The 22,595-nt window shown below is 36.5% G+C and carries 19 protein-coding genes; 10 read left to right on the top strand and 9 right to left on the bottom strand.

Going from position 1 to position 22,595, the window contains the following annotated elements; genetic code table 11:
- The first annotated feature begins 6 nt into the window (after positions 1-6).
- The 4 genes from GQR39_RS06425 to GQR39_RS06410 all read left to right on the top strand — a co-directional run bounded on the left by GQR39_RS06425 (position 7) and on the right by GQR39_RS06410 (position 5,803).
- Positions 7-1,173: a hypothetical protein gene (locus GQR39_RS06425; protein ID WP_024589371.1), complete on the top strand. Its 1,167-nt coding sequence runs from the start codon at positions 7-9 to the stop codon at positions 1,171-1,173.
- Positions 1,170-4,055: a response regulator gene (locus tag GQR39_RS06420; RefSeq protein ID WP_165735141.1), complete on the top strand. Its 2,886-nt coding sequence runs from the start codon at positions 1,170-1,172 to the stop codon at positions 4,053-4,055. The genes GQR39_RS06425 and GQR39_RS06420 overlap by 4 nt, the downstream gene beginning before the upstream one ends.
- A gap of 37 nt (positions 4,056-4,092) precedes the next feature.
- The gene (locus tag GQR39_RS06415; RefSeq protein WP_165726036.1) at positions 4,093-4,518 is read left to right on the top strand and encodes a response regulator; all 426 of its coding nucleotides are present in this window, start codon (positions 4,093-4,095) and stop codon (positions 4,516-4,518) included.
- A 460-nt stretch (positions 4,519-4,978) separates the two neighbouring features.
- Positions 4,979-5,803, top strand: a complete 825-nt coding sequence (locus tag GQR39_RS06410) for an alpha/beta hydrolase (protein ID WP_165735140.1) — start codon at positions 4,979-4,981, stop codon at positions 5,801-5,803.
- A gap of 427 nt (positions 5,804-6,230) precedes the next feature.
- On the opposite strand, the gene GQR39_RS06405 is transcribed toward GQR39_RS06410, so the two are convergent.
- From GQR39_RS06405 to GQR39_RS06380, 6 genes are all read right to left on the bottom strand, one after another.
- Positions 6,231-7,190: a sugar-binding transcriptional regulator gene (locus GQR39_RS06405; RefSeq protein ID WP_002960874.1), complete on the bottom strand. Its 960-nt coding sequence runs from the start codon at positions 7,188-7,190 to the stop codon at positions 6,231-6,233.
- Positions 7,191-7,438: 248 nt separating this feature from the next.
- The gene (locus tag GQR39_RS06400; RefSeq protein ID WP_165726033.1) at positions 7,439-8,440 is read right to left on the bottom strand and encodes an ABC transporter ATP-binding protein; all 1,002 of its coding nucleotides are present in this window, start codon (positions 8,438-8,440) and stop codon (positions 7,439-7,441) included.
- Between the two features lie 10 nt (positions 8,441-8,450).
- Entirely contained in the window at positions 8,451-9,281 is an 831-nt protein-coding gene (locus GQR39_RS06395) for a carbohydrate ABC transporter permease (protein WP_002960878.1), read from the bottom strand.
- Positions 9,282-9,283: 2 nt separating this feature from the next.
- Positions 9,284-10,156, bottom strand: coding sequence for a sugar ABC transporter permease (locus tag GQR39_RS06390; protein WP_002960879.1), 873 nt, complete (start codon positions 10,154-10,156; stop codon positions 9,284-9,286).
- A 146-nt stretch (positions 10,157-10,302) separates the two neighbouring features.
- Positions 10,303-11,607, bottom strand: coding sequence for a sugar ABC transporter substrate-binding protein (locus GQR39_RS06385; protein WP_165735139.1), 1,305 nt, complete (start codon positions 11,605-11,607; stop codon positions 10,303-10,305).
- A 152-nt stretch (positions 11,608-11,759) separates the two neighbouring features.
- Positions 11,760-13,088 carry a hypothetical protein gene (locus GQR39_RS06380; RefSeq protein ID WP_165735138.1) on the bottom strand — a complete coding sequence of 443 codons (1,329 nt, stop codon included), beginning with the start codon at positions 13,086-13,088 and terminating at the stop codon, positions 11,760-11,762.
- 529 nt (positions 13,089-13,617) lie between these two features.
- On the opposite strand from GQR39_RS06380, the gene GQR39_RS06375 reads away from it, so the two are divergent.
- From GQR39_RS06375 to GQR39_RS06355, 5 genes are read left to right on the top strand one after another with little or no spacing between them, the layout of a single operon-like run.
- Positions 13,618-14,001, top strand: a complete 384-nt coding sequence (locus GQR39_RS06375; protein ID WP_007582739.1) for a response regulator — start codon at positions 13,618-13,620, stop codon at positions 13,999-14,001.
- Positions 14,002-14,014: 13 nt separating this feature from the next.
- The gene (locus GQR39_RS06370; RefSeq protein ID WP_165735137.1) at positions 14,015-14,920 is read left to right on the top strand and encodes a MoxR family ATPase; all 906 of its coding nucleotides are present in this window, start codon (positions 14,015-14,017) and stop codon (positions 14,918-14,920) included.
- Positions 14,921-14,926: 6 nt separating this feature from the next.
- Positions 14,927-15,913: a DUF58 domain-containing protein gene (locus tag GQR39_RS06365; protein WP_165735136.1), complete on the top strand. Its 987-nt coding sequence runs from the start codon at positions 14,927-14,929 to the stop codon at positions 15,911-15,913.
- Entirely contained in the window at positions 15,913-17,883 is a 1,971-nt protein-coding gene (locus tag GQR39_RS06360; protein WP_165735135.1) for a DUF3488 and transglutaminase-like domain-containing protein, read from the top strand. Before GQR39_RS06365 ends, GQR39_RS06360 begins: the two co-directional genes overlap by 1 nt.
- 8 nt (positions 17,884-17,891) lie before the next feature.
- Positions 17,892-19,214, top strand: a complete 1,323-nt coding sequence (locus GQR39_RS06355; protein WP_024593634.1) for a Na+/H+ antiporter family protein — start codon at positions 17,892-17,894, stop codon at positions 19,212-19,214.
- Between the two features lie 525 nt (positions 19,215-19,739).
- On the opposite strand, the gene GQR39_RS06350 is transcribed toward GQR39_RS06355, so the two are convergent.
- From GQR39_RS06350 to GQR39_RS06340, 3 genes are read right to left on the bottom strand one after another with little or no spacing between them, the layout of a single operon-like run.
- Positions 19,740-20,171, bottom strand: coding sequence for an acyl-CoA thioesterase (locus GQR39_RS06350; RefSeq protein ID WP_010552809.1), 432 nt, complete (start codon positions 20,169-20,171; stop codon positions 19,740-19,742).
- Positions 20,172-20,176: 5 nt separating this feature from the next.
- The gene (locus GQR39_RS06345; RefSeq protein WP_165735134.1) at positions 20,177-20,995 is read right to left on the bottom strand and encodes a M23 family metallopeptidase; all 819 of its coding nucleotides are present in this window, start codon (positions 20,993-20,995) and stop codon (positions 20,177-20,179) included.
- Positions 20,988-21,845 (bottom strand): 6-carboxytetrahydropterin synthase, encoded by an 858-nt coding sequence (locus GQR39_RS06340; protein ID WP_165735133.1) that lies wholly within the window; start codon positions 21,843-21,845, stop codon positions 20,988-20,990. The genes GQR39_RS06345 and GQR39_RS06340 overlap by 8 nt, the downstream gene beginning before the upstream one ends.
- 203 nt (positions 21,846-22,048) lie before the next feature.
- Between GQR39_RS06340 and fabA the strand changes: the two genes are divergently transcribed.
- Entirely contained in the window at positions 22,049-22,564 is a 516-nt protein-coding gene (gene fabA, locus GQR39_RS06335) for a bifunctional 3-hydroxydecanoyl-ACP dehydratase/trans-2-decenoyl-ACP isomerase (RefSeq protein ID WP_007582756.1), read from the top strand.
- Positions 22,565-22,595 lie beyond the last annotated feature (31 nt).

Raw genomic sequence — 22,595 nt, 5'->3', positions numbered from 1 at the left:
CCTGATATGAAAAAGCATTATCAACAAGGGTACATACTTACTATTGAGCTTATATTAATTATAACTATTTTAATTATTGGCTCAATTGGTGGGGTGATTTTAGTAAGGGATGCCCTTATTAAGCGCCACCAAACTAAGGTAGATAATCAAATTACTGTAGTTGATGCTAATAATAGACCACTCGGTATTGCAGTAAGTTTTGATGAGCACCAAGCACCACTCATTTTTTATACAGACCGTGGAGCAAACAACACGTACAGGGCATTAATAGGCATAAGAGATGATAGGTTTACCTCGCGAGAAGCTGTTTATTACGATGCTCCAAATTGCCAAGGTAACCCGTGTTTAAAGGGCTTAAGCGATGAAGCAACCGACAGCCAAGGTGTCAGCAAGTTAAATAATACCGGTAATGTAAGTTATATAAATGCGCTGCAGCAAGGTCCAAATTATGCAATAGGGCAGTTAGGTAACACCGTTATTGGTCAGTTATTAAAAAGTACGCCACAACAATGCCCTGCTAATAGTGAACAAATTCTATCTCGTTATGTATCGCAAAAAGTAGTAACAGGCTCACCTTGTGAAAGCTTTGAAATAGATAAACAACCGGCCGACAGCAGTTGTTTAGTTGGAGTAACAGCTTTAGGAAATCCACTTTTAGGTACAAGCGATCAAGGTTTATCGCAATCGTGTGATACATGCCAAACAGGGTACGAATCGCAAGGTGACATACTTGATTTATATTTACCTCAGGTAGAACCGCTTTTAAATACAGCCCTTAATGCGCTTTCATTAGTAGGTATAGGCACAAACGTTGATATAGAGCTTGGTACAATATGCTGCCCAGAAGGTACACGCTTAGAAGAAGATGAAAACATTGTAGAGACACTCGTCTTCACTATTTTACAAACTACATTTGAGCTGGTCGGGATCGATTTAGTAAATAACCTTATCATTAGTGAAACACTGAGCTTAATAGGGATTGAGCCAGGCATTACATATTGCAAAACATCACTTAATTTAGTTAATGCAGAACAAGTAATTAATATCACCACAGGCGAACCTGCACTTAGTAGCTTAACACCACCATTTAAAGTTTTACTGCCCGTACATAGCGGCCAAAACAGTACAACGTGGATACATACTCCCCCAAAAGGGGAAGGAGAACGTCAATGAACGCCTCAAATATATTTACCTCACATGCTAATTTAGCAGATACACCAACTGATGAAATATCAACAGAAATTAAAGAAACGCTAACGCTACTAAAACAGTTTTATGACGTTGCAATTGTTAAATTTATCGATTTTAGAGAAGTTTATTCAGAGCAGTTAATAACCTGCAACGATAAAGAAAGCGTCGAAAATGAGTTATTAAGCTATCAACAACGCTGCACACAAGAAAAACTATATTTATTTGAAGATACTTTTTTTGATGATGTATCAAACAACACTCACAAATTAATTCGTTTTTATGCACAATATCCAATTTATAGTGTCACTAATAAATTGATAGGCGTAGTGCTGATGGCCGATTTAGCACCTAAAACATTAATAGGTTCACAAAAAGATCAGTTTATTTCATTTGCTCAATTATTGCAGACACAGTTAAATAAAAATTCAGATTCAGTAAGTAATCAAAGTACTAATCCTGAGAAAAAGAATTATGGGGAAAAGTATATTCATGTATTTAGTTTAGCGCCCGTCGCATTCTTAATTGCATTAGTATTATGCTCATTCACTGCATTACTTCTTTATACTATAGAAAAAAAGGAGCTGCAAAGTAATTACAATGAACAAACTCAGCAATTACGTAAAACGTTATTTAATGCTTTAGAGCGATTTGATAATCAAGGATTATATATATCGCAAAAAGATTTAGTTATCGCAGGTTTTTTACAAAGCCAAAATAGCCATACAAAAGAACAACTTAATAATTTAGTACAGAGTCAGGTTTCACAAAGTTTAACTTATAAAGGGTATGTTGTGTTTGATTCTGAGTATAACCAGCTTGCACTTTGGTCAAAAAATAATTTTGATTTAGCCGCGTATGGGTTTACAAACTGGTTAGAAAAATTTAATAAAAGAGCGAATAAACAAGCAGTAGAAGTATTTACGGTTGCTGATACGGCCTTCTTAATTTCTGAAATAAAAATAAAACAAGGCTCTATTTATACACTTACAGCATTTGATTTAAGTAAGTTTTTAAAAGCCGTTATTGGCAAATTAAACACTGAAAATTATAACGTTTTTATAGCAACACCACAGTTTACTTTAGGAAAACAAGGAGAAGTAAACCCGAGTATAATTAAAAATAGTATTAGCGCTTTAAGCAGTCGTTTTCCACCTACTTGGCGCTTGCATGTGCAACCAATGAATAAAATAGTACGACCACAAATAACTAAATACAGTTTAATTAGATTAGGGTTAATCTCTTTTTGTGTATTCGTGTTTGTGTATTATTTTTTACGTCTACCAAGGCGTTTACACAATGAAATAAAACAAAAAAATCAGTTAATACTCAATAGAGAAGCGCTTTTTTCAAGTTCTCTGGATGCACTGCCGCATGGGTTTGCTATTTTTAATAGCCACGAATTTCCTGTGATTACCAATAATGCTTTTAATCTTTTATTTGCACAGGTGAATAAACAAAACAGTCAGCTATCGTATAGCCAGCTGATAAGTATTGCGCAGCAGCATAATATTATAAATCATTACCATGAACATCATAAGCTTGATGATGATCGTAACCAATTAATAGATATAGGTTTTACAGACGGGAAGTGGATAACTGTATTACAAAGACATACAGATTTTAATGGTTTCGTTTGCTACTTTAGAGATGATACAGAGGCACATCAAAAAGAATGTTTACTCGCTGATGTTCTCGAAAAATCAAAACAGACAAATCAATTAAAAGAAAAATTTGTTACAAGGCTTAGCCGTCAGTTAAAAACGCCTTTATCATCTTTAAAGTCATTAGTTGAAATATCTAAAGATCCAATAAGCTTTAACGAATTTAAAAACAATGTGGGGAATATTTCTGATGCATGCGACCAGCTCGAAAGTGTAATTCAACAACTCGTAAATATAAATAAATCGGAAATAGGTAAGTTAAAGCTTCAGGCCAAAAACGTAAATCTAAATCAAATGATCAATAATAATATGTCGATTTTAGCTAAAGAGGCTGAAAATAAAAGAATCGTTCTCAAAAATAATATTACGCCTGAATTAACGGTCGCAAGCGATGAAAAGTTAATTTCTCAATTGGTTATTCAATTAGTGACTGAGGTTTTGGATTCATCAAATAATACAACGCTTTCAATTAACGCTCAGATTAAAAATGAAAGTAAACGTAATTACTTATACCTCGATTTTTCATTAAGTAATTTGATCGACAGTAGTAACTTTATAACTGAGCTTAAAAGTATATCGGGTGATGATATAACGCGCTTTATAGATGATAAAGACGTGTCATTAGAGTTAAAGTTTTTTATTTCAATATTTAAAATGTTAGGTGGTAAAGCGATAACTGTAAGTAGTAACGCGAATAAATCAACGATATCACTTTCTATGTTGGTCAACATAGCAACCAAACAAGGTAAAGGTAAAGACAACGAGCAAGAAGTACCAAGTAGCTCGTTAACAAATAATGATTTAGTAAAAGCTAGTTTAGTAACTAACAAACACCAAAACACGCTATTACTGGTTGATGACGATCCTCTTGTTGAGATTGTAATTAGAGCGATGCTAAAAAATGAGAATATTAAAATAGATTACGCGCGCAGTGCAATAGAAGCGATGTTGATGGTATCGCAAAACAGTTACGACATTATTTTAATGGACATAGTAATGCCAGAATTGTCGGGAACTGACGCTATGTTAAAAATAAAAAAACACAGTGACAATTTGAAAACTAAAATAATTGCGCATACATCGACACCCGATACAGATTCAAAATACGTTAACCAGGGCTTTGATGAAATGCTATTAAAACCAGTAAAACAAGGTGTACTAATAAACCAAATAACACGCATTTTAAAAGATAAGTCGTTATAAATTAGCGTATATTACTGGAACAGTAATGAGGTAAAACATGAAAAACACTATTGAAAATATGGCTGAAGTTATCGAGTTTAAAGTAACGCCAATAAATAAAACTAAACGACTGCTTTTAGTAGATGATGACTTGCTAATAGAAATAGTAATTAGGAAAATGCTTAACGAAGAAAATATTTTAATAGATTTTGCATCAAGTGCTATAGAGGCACTACTTATGGTTTCTCAAAATATTTACGATATTATTTTAATGGATATAGTAATGCCGCAATTTACAGGTACCGACGCAATGCTAAAAATAAGAAAGCATGCTGACGCATCAGCAACAAAAATTATCGCTCATACATTTAGTGAAAACGAAAATAGTGATAACAAGTATGTGAAGCTTGGGTTTAACGGTCTGTTATTGAAGCCAGTTAAGCAAAGTGTATTAATAGAAAATATTAGATCTTTCTTGGAATGATAAATAGAAACAGTAGGGCGGTTAACTATTTTTTATTTATAGCTTACTAAAAAATTAAATTATAACTTTTGAAAGCACTAATATTTATTAGTGCTTTTGTGTATATGAACCTTTAATTTATTTAAATTTGTAAAAGTCCTTTAATAAGAATAATTACTTCAAATTATTCCTTCAAAGTATTACAAACTTCGCTTTTGTAATTGTTGCATGTATACGAGTCATCGTTTCACACTTCTTAAAGCGGTTTGATAAACACAATTGTTAAACGCTGTAATATTATAAAGTCAGTAAATTTATTTAGCCTAGAGCCCACGTATCGCAAGGGTTTAACTTTTAAAACATTAAGATTTTTTAATAACTAATAAATACTCATCTTGGGACGGAATTTGCTTTATAAGGTTATATTCCAATTTTATAGTTCACGAAATATTATAATTTTTAAAGTTAAAGAGGCAAAATTATGAACAAGACACAGTACGTTACAGTAGAAGGTCATCAAATTGCTTATCAAGAAATGGGACAAGGAACACCTTTATTATTGATACACGGAATACCAACCAATAAATTTTTATGGCGAAATGTGATGCCAAAACTTGCATCAAAATATCGAGTAATAGCGCCTGATTTACTAAACTTTGGTGAATCTGATATGCCAATTAACACCGATGTATCTATAAATGCGCAATGTAGAATAATGTGTAAGTTTATGGAAGAACTCGGTATTTCTAAAGTTAATATTGCTGCACATGATATTGGTGGTGGTGTTGCTCAATTAATGGCTGTAAATCATCCGGATAAAGTAAACGGGTTGGTTTTAATTGATAGTGTATGTTTTGATTCTTGGCCAATACCAGAATTTGAACCTTTGCTAGAACCAGGTGTAGAAGAAAAAACAACGGTAGATGAATTTATCGATACATTAACAGATTTTATGCCCAAAGGTGTTTACGACTCGAGCGTAATGACTGAAGAGTTGATGAAAATATACTTAGCACCATGGAGTAATGAAAAAGGAAAAGCCGCTTTATTTAGTAACATGCGCAGGCTCAATAAAGAATATACCGAAGCTATTACAGGCGATCTTAAAAGCTTACCTCATGAAACACTCATAATATGGGGTAAAGAAGACAAATTTCAAAAGCCAAAGTATGCGCCAATGTTAGAAGAAGCAATTCCAAATTCATCATTGATTTGGATAGATAAAGCCGCTCATTGGGTTATTGATGAACATCCAGATAAAGTGTCTGATCTTATTAGTGAATTTATGAATGATAAAACATTCTAGTGAATTACTAGGTTTATTAAAAAGCTATTTTTTTCAATACGTTAAGTTTGATTGGGTAAAGTAACGAATAGGCAATCATTGTAATACCGCTTGATTATATTAATAACCAAGCGGTATTTTTATATGTTCAAGAAGCTAATACCGTAAATGGGTAAGGCACTAACTATTAAGATAAGTAGGTTAATGCTTATTAAATAGTCAAAATATCGCGTTTATACGTTAATTAATGAAGGTGAGTAACTTGGTTATGTATTTATTTATGCTATTTAACATAATATAAATTATAGGTAGTTAATATATATATAGAAAGAGCGCTTAAATGCGCCCTTACTATGTCCAATACTAGACGGTATCGGACATTAAGTGATTTTATTACAATAACAGATATTACTAATACAGATATTACTAATTTTATTTATCAATTTGTTTAATCAATACTTAATAAACGCTCAGCTGTATATTCGTTAGTAATTAATCCGCTGATCATGTTTGACCTTACTGCGCCTAAAATGGCTAACACTTTTTCTTCACCAGCAGCTATCGCATAAATCTGTTTGTTAGCATTTGTTTTTAGTGGCGTACTTGCTACACGCTGATTAACCGTGCAATCTAAAAGCTTACCGTTTTTATCAAACACCCAACTAATCATTTCACCAACGGCACCAAGATCTTGTAACTCTTTAAGTTCTTGCGCATCAATAAAACCATCTATATGTAATGGCGATTTTTCACCTAAGCTACCAATACCCACAAATGTTACATCGGCATCTTTAGCGAGTTTTAAATTACCGGTAATATTTTGTTGTGCATGTAACTGTTCTTTTTCTTCAATACTTCTTGGTAAAACTGGCAATGGCATTGGGTAATGTTTTGCATTGGTGTGTTCGGCCATTCTTACTACAACATCATAAGGTGAAGCCGATCCATCCAAAGCCATATTACCTAGCATTGCTACAATTTTATGTTGCGGACAATCAACGGTTCTTAGCTCATCTACACATGAACGTAAAACACGACCTGTTCCCATAGCAAGTACTTTGGGCTGTTCTGATTTTAAATGACGTTCTATTTCAGCCGCGCCAGCTTGAGCCAAACCTAATGTAGATGATGGTTCAGACGGATCGCTCGGTACAACTTCGCACGAATCTAACCCAAAACGGCTTTTTAATTTTTCGGCCAAATCCATACATTTAGCAATCGGGTGGTCAAGTCTAACTTTAATTAATCCTTGGCTCACAGATAATGCGACCATTCTTTGTGCAGATTGACGAGATATATTTAGCTTTTTAGCAATTTCATCTTGTGTGTTACCGCCAACATAATATAACCACCCTGCTCTGGCTGCATCATCTAGCTTTCTAATTTCTGTATTTGATAGCTTTACCACGTAAACCTCTTAAAATATAAGGAAAACTAAATCCTTATTTTCATTACATAATTTTAATTATATGTGCTGCTATATAAATTATTTTATTAATTTTGGAATATCGATTTATCAATAACGTTTTTGTTATTTATAATTGTAAATATACCATTCCTTAATAAAAAATACCTAGGTTTCATAGGATTATGTAATTAGAATTTAGTTAATAGCACCTTTATAAAGGTGCTATTTAAGGTATTTAAAAATCGGCTTTAGCGAATTGTTAAACCGTTATTATCAAACTTTAATACTTTATCTGCTGGTGCGCTTAGGTAAATACTGTCGCCATATTTTAATGGGCAATCACCATCTGCTTTTACTGTTACGGTCCCTTTGCCTTCAATATTTATATGTAAAAAGCTCTCCGATCCTAAATGCTCAATTACACCTACAGTTCCAGCCCAAGTACCTTGCTCAGTAGAGAGTGTTAAATGCTCTGGTCGTATACCAATACAGCTAACATTCGCATCTTCATTTTGTGGAGCATCTATAAAATTCATTTTTGGCGAACCTATAAAACCAGCTACAAATTTGTTTACAGGGTTTTTATAAAGCTCTAAAGGTGTGCCTACTTGTTCAATAATACCGGCATTAAATACCGCGATTCTATCTGCCATTGTCATGGCTTCAACCTGATCGTGTGTAACATAAATCATTGTTGTAGCTAAACTTTTATGTAATTCAGATATTTCTAAACGCATATTTACACGTAGTGACGCATCAAGATTTGAAAGTGGTTCGTCAAATAAAAATGCCGAAGGCTGACGTACAATTGCGCGCCCTATCGCTACACGCTGGCGCTGACCGCCCGACAATTGCCCAGGCTTTCGGTCTAAATAATCAGTTAAATTTAGAATTTTAGCGGCGTTAGCAATTTTACTTTCAATTTCTGCAGGGCTAACCTTGGCTCTTTTTAAAGGAAAAGCAATATTGTTACGCACTGTCATATGCGGATATAACGCATAGGATTGAAACACCATTGCTAAGCCTCTTTTTGCAGGCGGTGTTTTTGTAGCGTCAATGCCATCAATTTCTATATTACCACTGGTGGTATCTTCAAGACCTGCGATCATACGAAGTAATGTAGATTTACCACAGCCCGATGGACCAACAAAAACGATAAACTCACCGTCTTTAATTTCTAAGTCGAGCGGTTTAATTACGTTAACTTCATCAAAGTTTTTAGTGACTTGTTTTAGTGTGATGCTGCCCATGTGTATTCTCCTATTTTACTGCGCCGAAACTTAATCCACGCACTAATTGTTTTTGACTAAACCAACCAAGTATTAAAATTGGCACAATGGCCATGGCAGATGCTGCCGATAACTTAGCGTAAAATAACCCCTCAGGGCTTGAGTAACTGGCAATAAATGCCGTTAAAGGTGCAGCATTTGCAGCGGTTAAAATAAGTGTCCAAAACGCTTCGTTCCACGACAAAATAACATTGAGTAATAGCGTTGAGGCTATACCCGGTAAGGCTATTGGCAATAAAACATGGAATATTTCTTCACCAATTGTTGCACCATCCATACGAGAAGCTTCAAGTATTTCGTTTGGTATTTCTCTAAAGTAGGTGTAAAGCATCCATACCATTATTGGTAAGTTAATGAGTGTCATTACAATAACCAAACCTAATTTTGTATCGAGTAACGCAAAGTCACGAAACAATAAATAAATCGGAATAAGTACGCCTACTGGCGGTAACATTTTAGTTGAAAGCATCCACATTAATAAATGCTTTGTTTTTTTAGTTTGTACAAAAGCCATAGACCAAGCAGCAGGAACCGCAATTAATAAGCCCAGTAAACTTGAACCTAGCGATATAACTACAGAGTTCCAAAAATGGTTAAAGTATGGCGAGCGCGACAGTACATCGCGGTAATTTTCGAGCGTCCAATCAAACGCATATAAGCTTGGGCTTGCTGAAATTGCTTCGGCTTCCGTTTTAAAACTGGTGATTAACGTCCATAAAATTGGAAAGAAAATCATGCCGCTTATTGTCCATGCAGCAATGGTATAAATTAGTTTGGAACGACGGCTATCTTTTATAGTCATAATTAACCCTCCAAGTTTTTGCCAATTAAGCGCATTAAAAATATAGCGACTATATTTGCAATAATAACTGCAACTATGCCCCCTGCCGAACCGCCGCCTACATCAAACTGAAGTAGCGATTGCGTATAAATTAAGTACGTTATATTGGTTGACGAATAACCAGGACCGCCACTGGTTGTAACTAATATTTCAGCAAAAATTGACAGTAAAAATATAGTTTCGATTAATATAACCGCAGTTACAGCGCGCGATAAGTGCGGTAAAACGATGTAAAAGAACTTACTAAATGGGCCAGCTCCGTCCAAATCAGCCGCTTCTAATTGTTCACGGTCGAGTGATTGTATTGCTGTTAGCAGTATTAAAGCTGCAAACGGTAACCACTGCCAAGACACAATTATGATGATTGAAAATAGCGGCATTTGAGCAAAAAAGTCGATAGGTTCAAAGCCAAGCCAAATAGCAAAGTGTGCAAATAAGCCATTAACTGGGTTCATTAGCATGTTTTTCCATACCAATGCCGACACAGTTGGCATTACAAAAAATGGGGCTAGTACCATAATGCGAACGTAGTTTCGTCCCCATATTGCTTGGTCTAGTAAAATAGCTAAGCCAATACCACCACAAATAGTGATAAGTAAAACCCCAGTTACTAGGTAGAGCGTGTTAAAAAATGATTCAAAAAAAGCCGGATCAGTTAGGAAAAATTCATAGTTTAAAAAGCCTACAAACTCTTTATCCCCTGGAACGAGTAAGTTGTAATCAATAAAAGAAAAATACAGTGTCATACACAGCGGAACTATCATCCAAGCAAGTAATAAAATTACACTTGGAAGAAGCATAAACCGAGCAAGCGTGCGCGAGTTAGTTGTTGCCATAAAGGTGACCTTAAAAAAGCCAATTCTATTTACTTGTTAACTATCAAGTGAAAATCAGAAACCCTTGATAGCGTTTATAACTAACAAGTAAATAGAATTGACATAAAATATTGGGTAAGTTTGAGTACTTACCCGCCCATTACATGCTATTTAGGATAGCGAGCTTTACGCATTGTTCGCTCAACGAGGTGCTGAGACGTACTAAGCGCTTGCTTAACGGTCATTTGGCCAGTTAATGCTGCTGAGAATTGTTGCCCAACAGCTGTACCAATTCCTTGAAACTCAGGAATAGCAACAAACTGAATACCTACATAAGGCACCGGTTTAACGGTTGGATTTTTAGGATCTGCAGATTGAATAGAATCTAAGGTAATTTGCGCAAACGGTGCTGCGTCCATGTACTTTTGATTACTGTAAAGTGATTTACGTGTACCTGGCGGTACTTTTGCCCAACCTTTTTTGTCGGCTACAAGTTGAGTGTATTCTTTAGATGTTGCCCAGCTAATAAATTTCATTGCGGCATCTGGTTTTTTGCTGCTTGCCGGTACGGCTAAAGTCCAAGACCATAACCAGTTACCGCGTTTACCCAGACCGTTATCTGGCGCAAGTGCAAACCCTACTTTATCGGCAACTTCTGAATCTTTTTTGTTAGTAACAAATGCGCCTGCAACGGTTGCATCAATCCAAATACCACATTTTCCGGTTTGAAATAGTGCAAGGTTTTCATTAAAACCGTTTGCAGATGAACCAGCAGGACCAGATTCTTTCATCACATCGACATAATACTGAAGGGTATTTTCCCACTCTGGGGTATTAAACTGAGGTTTCCAATTTTCATCAAACCAACGCGCACCAAACGAATTTGCCATGGATGTAATAAGCGCAACGTTTTCGCCCCAACCTGCTTTACCACGTAGACAAAGGCCATAAACACCTTCTTTTTTATCTGTCATCGCTTTAGCAGCTTTGCGTATAAAGTCCCATGATGGGGCTTTAGGCATTGTCAGCCCTGCTTTTTCCATTAAGTCAGTGCGGTACATAACCATTGAGCTTTCGCCATAAAATGGTGCAGCATAAAGCTTGTCGTTAATGGTTAAACCGCTTCGAATTGCCGGAATTAAATCGTCTAAATCGTAATTTTCACCTAAATTATCCAGCTCTTTTAACCAATTTTGTTTGCCCCAAATAGGTACTTCATAAGTACCTATGGTCATAACATCGTATTGGCCACCTTTTGTTGCTACATCGGTAGTGACACGTTGGCGAAGAATGTTTTCCTCTAGAGTAACCCATTTTAGGTCTATATCCGGGTTTTGGCTGGTAAAGTCACTACTTAATTCTTTCATGGTGATCATGTCACCATTGTTAACAGTCGCTATTGTAATTGTTTCTTTTGCCGCAGCGCCCATGCTTATAAAACCACACGCGAGCATAATTAATTTATTTTTCATCGGGTATTCCCCATACACGTTATGTTTTAACAAGTGCTATTAAATTTCAATCTATTTCCAATTCTATTTATGGCAGTTTTAACGCATAAAACTGCCCGCAAAGTGCCTTTTTAGGTCCTTTGTTTAAATAGTTAGACTAGTTGGATAATGACTTAAAATTTAACAGATATTTCAGAAGTGAAGCCGTCAAATCCTTTACCGATTTGGCCGCCCGAATTAACACCTTCTTCTTGGTTAACATACTCAACTTTTAAAAGCGTTTTATCGTTAAACCAGTAACCTGCGGCTACTTGAATACGCTCTACTGTGTTGTCTGTTTGTTCAATTAAGTCGGAAGTGTTTTCGGCTTCTGCATAACGAGCCGCTACATATAACTTTTTAGGGATTAGATATTGTTGTGCTTCAAACACGAAGTACTCAACCGATGAGTCGCCTTCTATTACACTGTTTGAATCAAAAGTAGTGCCATTTTCATCAGCTATGCCGTTTGTACCAAAGTAGGTAATACCGGCAACTGCATTACCAGCGGCATCTGCAAATGTGTAATCATCAGATGATTTACCAACCATAAAGATTAGGCTTGTTTCGTCAGATGGTTGATAAGCTAAATTAAGCTGGATGATTGATTGCTCAAGCCCTGGCATTGCGCCAACGTGAGTGTCACGCTCGTTTGAAGGTGACGCTGAGAAGTTATAGTTTTCACCATCGCCAAAGCGATAGTTTGTTGTGGTTACACCATCAAGACTGGCTACGCCGTTTTCAAAACGTAACTGGTCGCCTTGATTCGCTTTTAATAAGTTTAAGCCTGCTTTAAAGCCACCTTCAAATTCTAGAGTACCTTGAAGTCGGTAGTTATAACCTCTGTCTTCTTGAAAGGCTTCACCGAAACTAGAAGTCGTAATGTGACCTGTAACATTATAAGCACGTACTACACCACTATCGAAAGTTTCGCTGTAACTTAGCTGTGCGCCGTTTTCGGCGGTTGCGTAATCGGTAATACCATTACCAATAAGTGCATTATTTTGGTTATCTGCGCCGTCTTGAAAACCTTTAAATTGAAATGGTGAGCCACCAATATTACCCAAACGCAGTGTTAAATTTGCGTTTTCTTTTGGTGTGCCATAAAGACCTAGTAAGTCAAATTCAACACCTGCAAAATCGTTGTGAAATGAAAAGTCACGATCTTCGCCACCAAAGTCATTAGGCTCTTCTGCAATATCTATATCGGCAGTGATGAACTCGTTAATATGAAATTTAAGCATTAGATTAGCTCTAATACGGCCAAATCCTGATTCTTGTTCTTCATTTTCTGGGCGAAATGCGCCGTCTTTAGCTTGAATTGACTGAAAGTTTTGCATTAGTAAAAAGTCTACGTCAACGCGATCTAAATATTCAGAAATATCAGCCTGTGCTGGAGCCGATGTAGCCATAGCTGCCGCTATGAGAGAAATTGCAAATTTAGTCTTTTTATTATTCAACATAATAAGCTCTTTATTTAGTGTGGTGTGTGATGCCAACTTTATTAAATTGCATATTCATTTAATGAAATTGGTATTAATTCAGTGTGTATAGATGAGGCTGGCTGAGCAAAACATTAAATAGTTAATGAAACCGCACTTGTGAGCATAAGCCCATCTGCTGAGCATAATCACAGAATGAATTTAGAAGGTCAACGATTTTTTATTACAAAACGTTTACAAAAAATCGAATTTATATGTAAATATTTTTGAATCAATAAGTTAAGTAGCAAATTTGTTACATCAAATTTTGAGGAAATAAAGTGTAGGATTAAGGGATTTATCGTATATACGTCATTATTGTTCAATACAATTAATGAAAATATAAGTTAGTAGAAGATATGAAAGCAGGTAATCCTTTAAAAATAGGTTGTTGGGCAAACCTATAAACAGTTTATTTATTAGTGTTTTTTAAGTAACGTTCTTGAGCTTATGATGGGGTTAGCTTAGTATTAAAGCACTTAGATGTATTCAAAATAGAAGTAACCTACATATGGAATTTGTTCGCCCGCTAGAGCCCATCCTCATTATTGATGACGTTAAGGAAATTCGTGATTATCTAAACCAAATTTTAACTGACTTAGGGTTTGAAGATATATTAGAAAGCGCTGATTTTAGCTCTGCTAAACCTATTATGAACAATAAACCGCCAGGCGTTATATTTGTAGATGTAGATTTACCTGACTCTAACGGTGCAGATATATTGGAATACATTAATAGTGCTTACCCGCACACTCATGTTGTTATGTGCTCTGGCCACAATAGTCTCGAAAACGTACAAAACACGTGGGAAATGGGCGCTAAAGGCTTTATTGCAAAACCTTTCAACACAAAAAAAGTAGACACTGTAATGAAGCGTCTTGAAATAATAGAATAATAATAAGGTTAGCATGCATAGTACTGTTACTGCGATTATAGAAGATCTTTCGAGTGTTATATTTGGTAAACAACAACAAATAAAACTGGCACTTACATGCTTATTTAGCGAAGGGCATTTACTCATTGAAGATTTGCCTGGTATGGGAAAAACCACTCTTTCTCATGCATTGTCAGCTGTGTTAGGTTTATCGTATCAGCGTATTCAATTTACCAGTGATCTTCTGCCTGCTGATATTCTGGGTACTAATGTATTTAACTCTACCGAGCACAGTTTTACGTTTCATAAAGGCCCTATTTTTAGCCAAGTTGTTTTAGCTGATGAAATAAACCGCGCAGGGCCTAAAACACAAAGTGCGTTGCTTGAAGCAATGGAAGAGCAACAAGTAACAGTCGATGGAAAAAAATATACGCTGCCAAATCCATTTTTTGTGATAGCAACACAAAACCCGCTTTACCAATCAGGTACCTACCCGTTACCTGAGTCGCAATTAGACCGTTTTTTAATGCGTATTAGCTTAGGTTTTCCACCTAAAGAAGCCGAAAAACGCTTAATTTTGAATATGCAAAAACGAGATTACAGTCAGTTACCTAAGCGTATTAACCAACAAGAGTTAGCGGCAATTCAAACCCAGATAAGCCAAATTACTTTAAGTAGCCCGGTTATTGACTACATTATAGAGCTTGTTAATTACACACGCACAAGCAACGCTTTTGCATCTTCGTTATCACCGCGTGCCAGTATGGCTCTTGCTAAAGCGGCTAGGTCGTGGGCCTTTATTGATGGTCGTGATTTTGTAATGCCAGAAGATGTTCAAGCCGTATTTGCAAGTGTGTGTCAGCATCGTTTAGGTTTGCATAATGAGTCAGGTGAAGCGCAAGTAAACGATATTTTAAAAAACATTTTAGTTCCGGTATAAACTTTTATGCCAAAAAAAACAGCTAAGCGCCCTTCTTTATTTAAGTCATTTAAGCGAGATGTATTTAATAAGTTATTAAAAAATAAGCATTTAAAAAACTCAATTACACTTGAACACAGAACAATTTATGTATTGCCATCGTCCCTAGGTTGGTACTTTGTAATTGTGGCTATTTTAAACTTTGTAATGGGCATTAATTATCAAAATAACTTAATTTTAATAATGTCTTATCTTATGTTTGTGGTGATGATTATTGCTGTATTAATGGGCTACAGTAACGCTAAAGGCTTAACGGTTAAATTTAAAGATGCATTTAACAGCTACGCACCCCAAAAACCGAGTATTGTATTTGAATTACAAAGCCCTTCTGTTACCCAATCTATTAATTTAACATATCAAGGTAGTGAGCAAACTCACAAACATACCGACGAAGTTGATAGTAAACCTCAGTTACTTACACTCAACTTACCCTACAGCTCACGCGGTAAGTACTCAGTGCAACGTATTAAAATAGCGAGTAACTACCCCTTTGGCTTAATAACTGTTTGGAGCTACATTCAATTACAAACAGGTGTTTTTGTATACCCGTCGCTTGAACAAGTACACAGTGATGCGCATGTTTCTATGCTTGATGAGCAAGCCGATAAAGGTATTTCTACACAATCTGGTAGCGAAGAGTTTGAGTCGTTAATCCCACACTTACCTGAAATGGGCTTGCAAAGAGTCTCTTGGAAGCATTACGCAAAAACACAGCAGTTGTTAGTTAAAGAGTTTGTAGACTTTAAAACAGCGAATGCGCTCTTCGATTTTACGTTGATGAATGGAGATACAGAACAACGTTTAAGCCAGTTATGCTTTTTAGTGTGTGAAGCAACCGAGAAAAACACCCCTTTTATGTTAAAGCTACCGAATAAAACAATAAATACAAATACCGGACAGCAACATAAGCAGCAATGCTTAGAATTATTATGCTCATTTAATGGTGATGTGTAATGGACATACTTAAAAACGAAAAAGTAATAAATTATTCGCTGTCTTTTATATATGCATGTTTAATTGTATTTTTTGTATCACATTTACCGCTTGCTTTTGTAGGTGTACTTTCACTTATTTGTGCATGGAACTTTTACATAACGCTGAGTAATAAACCAAAGCCAAATGCTTGGCTGGCAAATATACTCGCAGGTGTGTCACTAGGTTTAATGCTCTACACCGTAGGCATGTCGGATACGGTTATTTTATTTGTGGCCATGCTGCTACTTGCTAGTTTATTTAAGCTGCTGCAGGCTAAAACCAAAAAACACTATCATGTAATTACAACGCTTACGTTTTTTTCACTCTCATCGGTGTATTTATTTAACCAAAGCATTTTAACGACTTTAACTGTAAGTGGTTTATACATATTAAACTTTGCAGTACTTGGCTTACTCGAATCCAAACATAATTTAAAAATAGCCTCTAAGCAAAGTGGTAAATTACTACTTTTAGCGCTTCCTTTAGCTGTATTTTTACTGCTTTTTTTACCAAAAATGCCCGCCTTTTGGCAGCTTCCTGGGCCTAAGCTTGCAAAAACAGGGCTTTCTGAACAAGTCGATCCTTTCGATATCGCAAAGCTTTCAAACTCAGATGAACTTGTCTTTAGAGCTAAATTTAACGAAGAAAAACCTGTAGCGCCTTATTATTGGCGAGCAATCGTCCATGATGAATTTAATGGCAATGCGTGGCTTACGTCTGACTTTTTAAAATATAATAATTTAAAAGCAAATACGCAGAGCAAAAATGATGAGCAACTTATTGCAAGCTACTCAGTTATTACAGAGCCTGCTACACAAAAGTGGCTTTATGGTTTAGCCTATTCCAGTAGTAACTCACAAAATGTTGAAGGTAATTCGCTAGGTTTATTGCGAAAAAAAAACCGACAAGCTAAAAACTTACAATACGATGTAAATAGCTTTAACTTTGCAACTTTACCGCTTGGCGAATTTGAAGAAAAACGCTACAAATACCTAACCCATAAAAAGAATATAAAAACATCATCACTTGCTAAAAACTTAAAGCAAAAAACACACTCTGACCGCGATTTTTACAATAGCTTATTGCAATACTTTGCAGGTACGGGATTTACTTACACGCTAACTCCTACACCTATTAGCGGCGATAATACCATTGACCAATTTTTATTTGATAATAAACGAGGTTTTTGTGGTCATTATGCAAGCGCTGCTGCGTACATTTTTAGAACTGCAGGTATACCCGCTCGATTAGTAAGTGGTTATTTAGGCGGTGAATTAAATCAAGATAATAATACGCTAACAGTTCGCCAGTACGACGCACACGCATGGGTAGAAGTATATTTACAAAACGAGGGTTGGGTTATTTTTGATGCAACCGCCGTTGTTGCACCAGAGCGTTTAAATGGCTCACTTTCTCAGAACGAAGAGCTGAATAACGAATTTAAAAGTAATCTTGATTTTGGTTTAGTGAGTTTAAGTAATTTCCCCGCTATTAATTGGTTAAGGTTGGAACTTGAAAATCTCGATTATCAATGGTCTAGCTGGGTACTTGGTTTTGATGAAGAAAAACAAAATGATTTTTTAAAATCAATTTTTGGTAGTAATAATATTTGGCTTGTACCATTAATAGTTTTATTAACAGCTGGTTTTTGTTTTGTAGGTTATTTTGTTTATTTAAACTTACCAAAACGTCCGGCTAAATTAGCGCCTATGGTTAAAGAGTTCTATGAAATAAAAGCATGGGCGAAAAAACAAAAAATGAATACACCCGATAATTTAACACCTAGTCAGCAACTACGTTTTTTTGCTGAGCAACTTCCTCATTCTGCACAATCTATAAACACATTTAGCCAGTTATTTAACCAAGTTCGCTATGGTAAAAAACCTTTTACGAAAGAGCGTAAAACTCAGGCTAAAGATCTGATAAAATTAATTAAAATTTCCAAATAGAGAATACTATGAATGCTGTTGTTATAGGCGTTATTTTAATGCTCGGGCTATCTCTGGCTCGCGTTAACGTCATTGTTGCCATGATCATAAGTGCTTTAGTTGCTGGTTTAACCGCAGGCTTGGGTATAAAAGAAAGTGTTGATGCATTTAATTCTGGCCTTTCTGCTGGAGCTGAAATTGCACTAAGTTATGCCATGCTTGGTGCGTTTGCCGTTGCTATTTCTAAGTCGGGTTTAACACGCATTCTCGCTGATAAGTTACTTGCTAAAGTAAATGCTAAAGGCAGCGGGAATGAAACATTTTTAAGTTACTTCATTTTATTAATTATTTTAGGTTGTGCGATTTCTTCGCAAAACTTAGTACCTGTACACATAGCGTTTATTCCTATTTTAATTCCACCGTTACTCGTTGTTTTTAATCAGCTAAGGTTAGACAGGCGTGCTATTGCATGTATTTTAACATTTGGATTAGCAACCTCTTATATGGTGCTGCCTTATGGCTTTGGTGGTATTTACTTATATTCTATTTTGCATAAAAACCTGGTCGATAACGGCTTAGATATTGTAAATACACAAGTCCCTATGGCGATGATTATTCCTGCATTGGGTATGTTTATTGGATTACTTATTGCGGTATTTATTACCTACAAAAAACGCCGTGAATACACAGAGCTCCCATTAACAACTCAGAGTAAATCTGCTGATGTCGAAAAGCCTAAAAAAGTAATGATTGTAGGACTTTGCGCTGTGTTAGCCTCACTTGTTGCACAAAACCTAAGTGGCTCAATGATTTTAGGTGGTCTAGTAGGTGTAATGATATTTAGTGTATTTGGTGTAGTTAAGTGGGAAGAAAACGGCGACGTATTTAGTAAAGGCGTTGCGATGATGGCGATGATTGGTTTTATTATGATATCGGCACAAGGCTTTGCATCGGTTATGCAAGCTACCGGCGATGTAGCGAGCTTAGTACACAGTGGAGCTGCCCTTTTTGATGGTAATAAACCCCTTGCTGCGGGTGTTATTTTGTTAGTTGGTTTATTAATTACAATGGGAATTGGTAGTTCGTTTTCAACAGTGCCTATTATTGCAACTTTGTTTGTACCTCTATGTTTAGACCTTGGCTTTTCTGTTATGGCTACCGCTGCACTTGTTGGTACTGCGGGCGCTTTAGGTGATGCAGGCTCCCCTGCTTCAGACTCAACACTTGGCCCAACCTCAGGTTTAAATGCCGATGGTCAGCACGACCATATTAGAGACTCTGTTATTCCAACGTTTATTCACTTTAACATTCCGCTGCTGATATTTGGCTGGATTGCAGCAATGGTGCTTTAAAAAGTATTTACGTAAGTGTAATTAAAAGCTGAAGATAACCAAAAAGGTATGTTAAAAGCATATCTTTTTAGTATCCAAATCCAACAACTCTCCCCCCTATCAATCCCACCAGTTTGATTACTTTTATTAGTTAATATTAACTCTGTTGTTGAGGTTATATTTAATGAATATTTAGTATGATGTGTTCTTTATTGTGTTTTATATAAGCACCAATTAAGGTGCTTATATAGCTTTACTCTAGGGCGTGTTGATCTTTGTGGATTGAAATTTGTTCAATCTAGGGGGGATTTAATCGCGGCGCGAGGTTTGTAACCTAGTGGGCTAAGTAAAAACTGAGCAACAAAGAGTTAATCGTCCCTAGAAAGAACCCAAAGGGCAGTGCATGTTTGGTCTTTATGCTGCGTTATCGCCTATTTATGGGGAATAACCACACTACATAAGCTCTGCTTTGCCTAAAAACCAAACATACTGCTGCAAATTCACCCACCAAAGTTCAACACGCCCTAATGTCTTTAAAGCTCTAAATTACTCAAAACCATAAATCATTTTATCGCATACTACCGGTGTTGGTCTGTGGTTATCATCAACTGCAACAAACGTAAAGCTGCCACTAATAGCTGAGTGCTTATCGTCTCTGTGCATAGTTTCTAATAGTATATCTACATCAACTTTTAAGCTGGTGTTACCTACATGCACTACTTTAGCTATTAACTCTGCAAACGTACCTGCTGGTATCGCTTCTTTAAAATCAACTCTATCAGAGGATATGGTAACCAAAGGCTTACGACAAAAACGAGTCGCCGCTATAAATGCAACTTCATCCATCCACGCCAGTGCATCACCACCAAATAATGTATTGTGATGATTGGTGCGCCCTGGAAACACTGTTTTAGTTACCGATGTGGTTGAGTCTTCAATACGCTGAGCAATTATTGCATCGCGATTTACGTCAGTCATAGTTTCTACTTTTTGTTTGCTAATGTATCTTGCATTAGTAATGCAGGATCAAGGCGTTCGCCTTTCCAGTTAAAACGCCAATCTAGGTGAGGACCCGTTACACGCCCTGTTGCACCAATTTCAGCCACTTTGTTACCTTGCTCAATGCTATCACCCACTTTTACATCAAGCTTACTTAAATGAATGTAAGTTGAGGTAATACCATGACCATGATCAATAATTAATGTACCGCCTGAGTAGTATAAATCAGGTTCGGCATATACCACCGTGCCACTAATAGGAGCATAAACAGGAGAGCCTGTTTTATTAGCTATGTCTAAGCCAAAGTGTGGGCGACGAGGCTCGCCATTAAAATAACGTTGGCTGCCATAAACACCCGATATACGCCCTTCTGCAGGCTTTAACACAGGGTCTAAAAAGTACAGTAAATCAGAGTCAACTTCTCTCGCTTTACGAACAGCAACAGCTTCGCGGCTTATACGTGCACTGACTTCTTTTGGCGGTGAAACATACTTCTTAGCCACGCCGGTAATTTTATCAATTTCATATTCACGCTTAGTTATGGCTAGCGGCTGAGAATGCGATTTACCCGTGTTATCTACCCATTTTAAAGAATGGGTAGTATCAGCGTCACGACCAAAACCAAATACAAAATCACCATTTGGCGAAAGCTTTAAGCTTTTGCCATCTAAACTTACTGATTTAGCGTTTTCTAGCTTACCTGTAACTAAACCGCCTTGCGTTAAATGCCCTTTTAACTCAAGCGCTATAGCACTAAAGCTAGCAGAGGCGACAAGCGCTGTTGCTATAAGTGTTTTAAACATAACTAATCGATCCTTTTCCAACCCCTTCATAAGCGGTTACTTTTACTGCTTTTTCTGGGTATTGGGCTTTAATTTGGCCAGCTACATGTTCAGCAATACATTCTACAGTGGTGTCTACTGGTAAAATGTCGCAACGAGACTCGCTTATAGCCATTTCAAAATAGCCTTGTGCCGATGTGTAAGCAAAACATACATCATCCGCTTTGGCTGTTATATGTTTTAAATCAGGTGCGTTAATTTGATCTTCACTAGAGGCTAAGTAAATATCTTCCCACTTTTGAGACCATTCTTTTTGCAAGCGCGGCATAGAGATGCCATCTAAGCTAATACCAATTTGAGAACGATGCCCATGAATAATACGCTGGCAATTACCATCATGCTTTTTAAGGCCATGGCTGTAATGATAGTAAAAGCTTTGGCTGTGCTCAGGCTTAAGAGACAACTCAATTTTTTCAATGTTATCTGGTAGCTTTGGTAAAATAGTCGCAATTAAAAATTCAGTTACCGATTCAACAGTGACTTCGTTTGCGTTAATCATGCAATAAGCTTGATGAGGAGCACTCATAGCCAAGTGGTTGTTTTCACCAAATGTACAGTCGAGTGTTTTATGCTCGTCAAATTCAGATACAGTGCCATTAAGGCCCGTAGGAATTGCTAATCGGTGATCAATACACTCATCTATAATGCCTTTAATTTGCTTTTTAACTAAACCAAAGTCTAAAACCATAGACTCTTCGTTAAGTTTACCGTGCAAAGTTAAATCAACAATCCAGCTCTCGCCAACGGCGCCGCGTTTGTTACATAAGTAAGAAAAATCAATCACAGTTAGTGAGTTAACAAAAAGGATCATAAACTTCCTTTAGACTGGTTATAAGACAGCGCTAATTATAATGATTTCTGATTGTAATTGCGCGGTTTTATAGTGCAAAAACCAATCGCGCTGATTGATTGGTGATTTAATATGCAATATTTTGATTTTTTAACTGCTCCGAGTTGTTTAGCGTACAAGTGTACGCTAAAGTACTTGGCAATTTCTAAGCGAAGATAAGTGTTATGGAACCTAAAAATAGCTATACAAAAGAAGATTTGATCCTTTGCGGTCAAGGTGAAATGTTTGGTGAAGGCAACTGCCGTTTACCAAGTGACAACATGTTAATGATGGACCGCATTACCTCTATTACTGCTGATGGCGGAATTCATGGTAAAGGCGAGATTGTTGCTGAGCTTGATATTGACCCTAGCCTTTGGTTTTTCGATTGCCATTTTAAAGGCGACCCAGTAATGCCAGGTTGTTTAGGATTAGATGCTATGTGGCAACTAGTTGGCTTTTACTTAGGTTGGTCTGGTGGCCCTGGTCTTGGCCGTGCGCTAGGTGTGGGTGAAGTTAAATTTACTGGCCAAATTTTACCAACAAATAAAAAAGTAACTTACCGCCTTGTAATGAAACGCGTAATTAAACGTAAATTGTTTATGGGCGTTGCTGACGGCACTGTAGAAGTAGATGGCCGAGTAATCTACGAAGCAAAAGATTTAAAAGTGGGCTTGTTCCAAGACACTAGCGCATTTTAATTTTTAAACGCACAAACAAAAAGGCCTCCAA

The sequence above is a fragment of the Pseudoalteromonas sp. C8 genome (genome assembly GCF_011378685.1).
Lineage (GTDB): Bacteria > Pseudomonadota > Gammaproteobacteria > Enterobacterales > Alteromonadaceae > Pseudoalteromonas > Pseudoalteromonas arctica.
The sequence above is the reverse complement of the archived record's forward strand: the minus strand, read 5'-3'. Positions and strand labels throughout refer to the sequence as shown.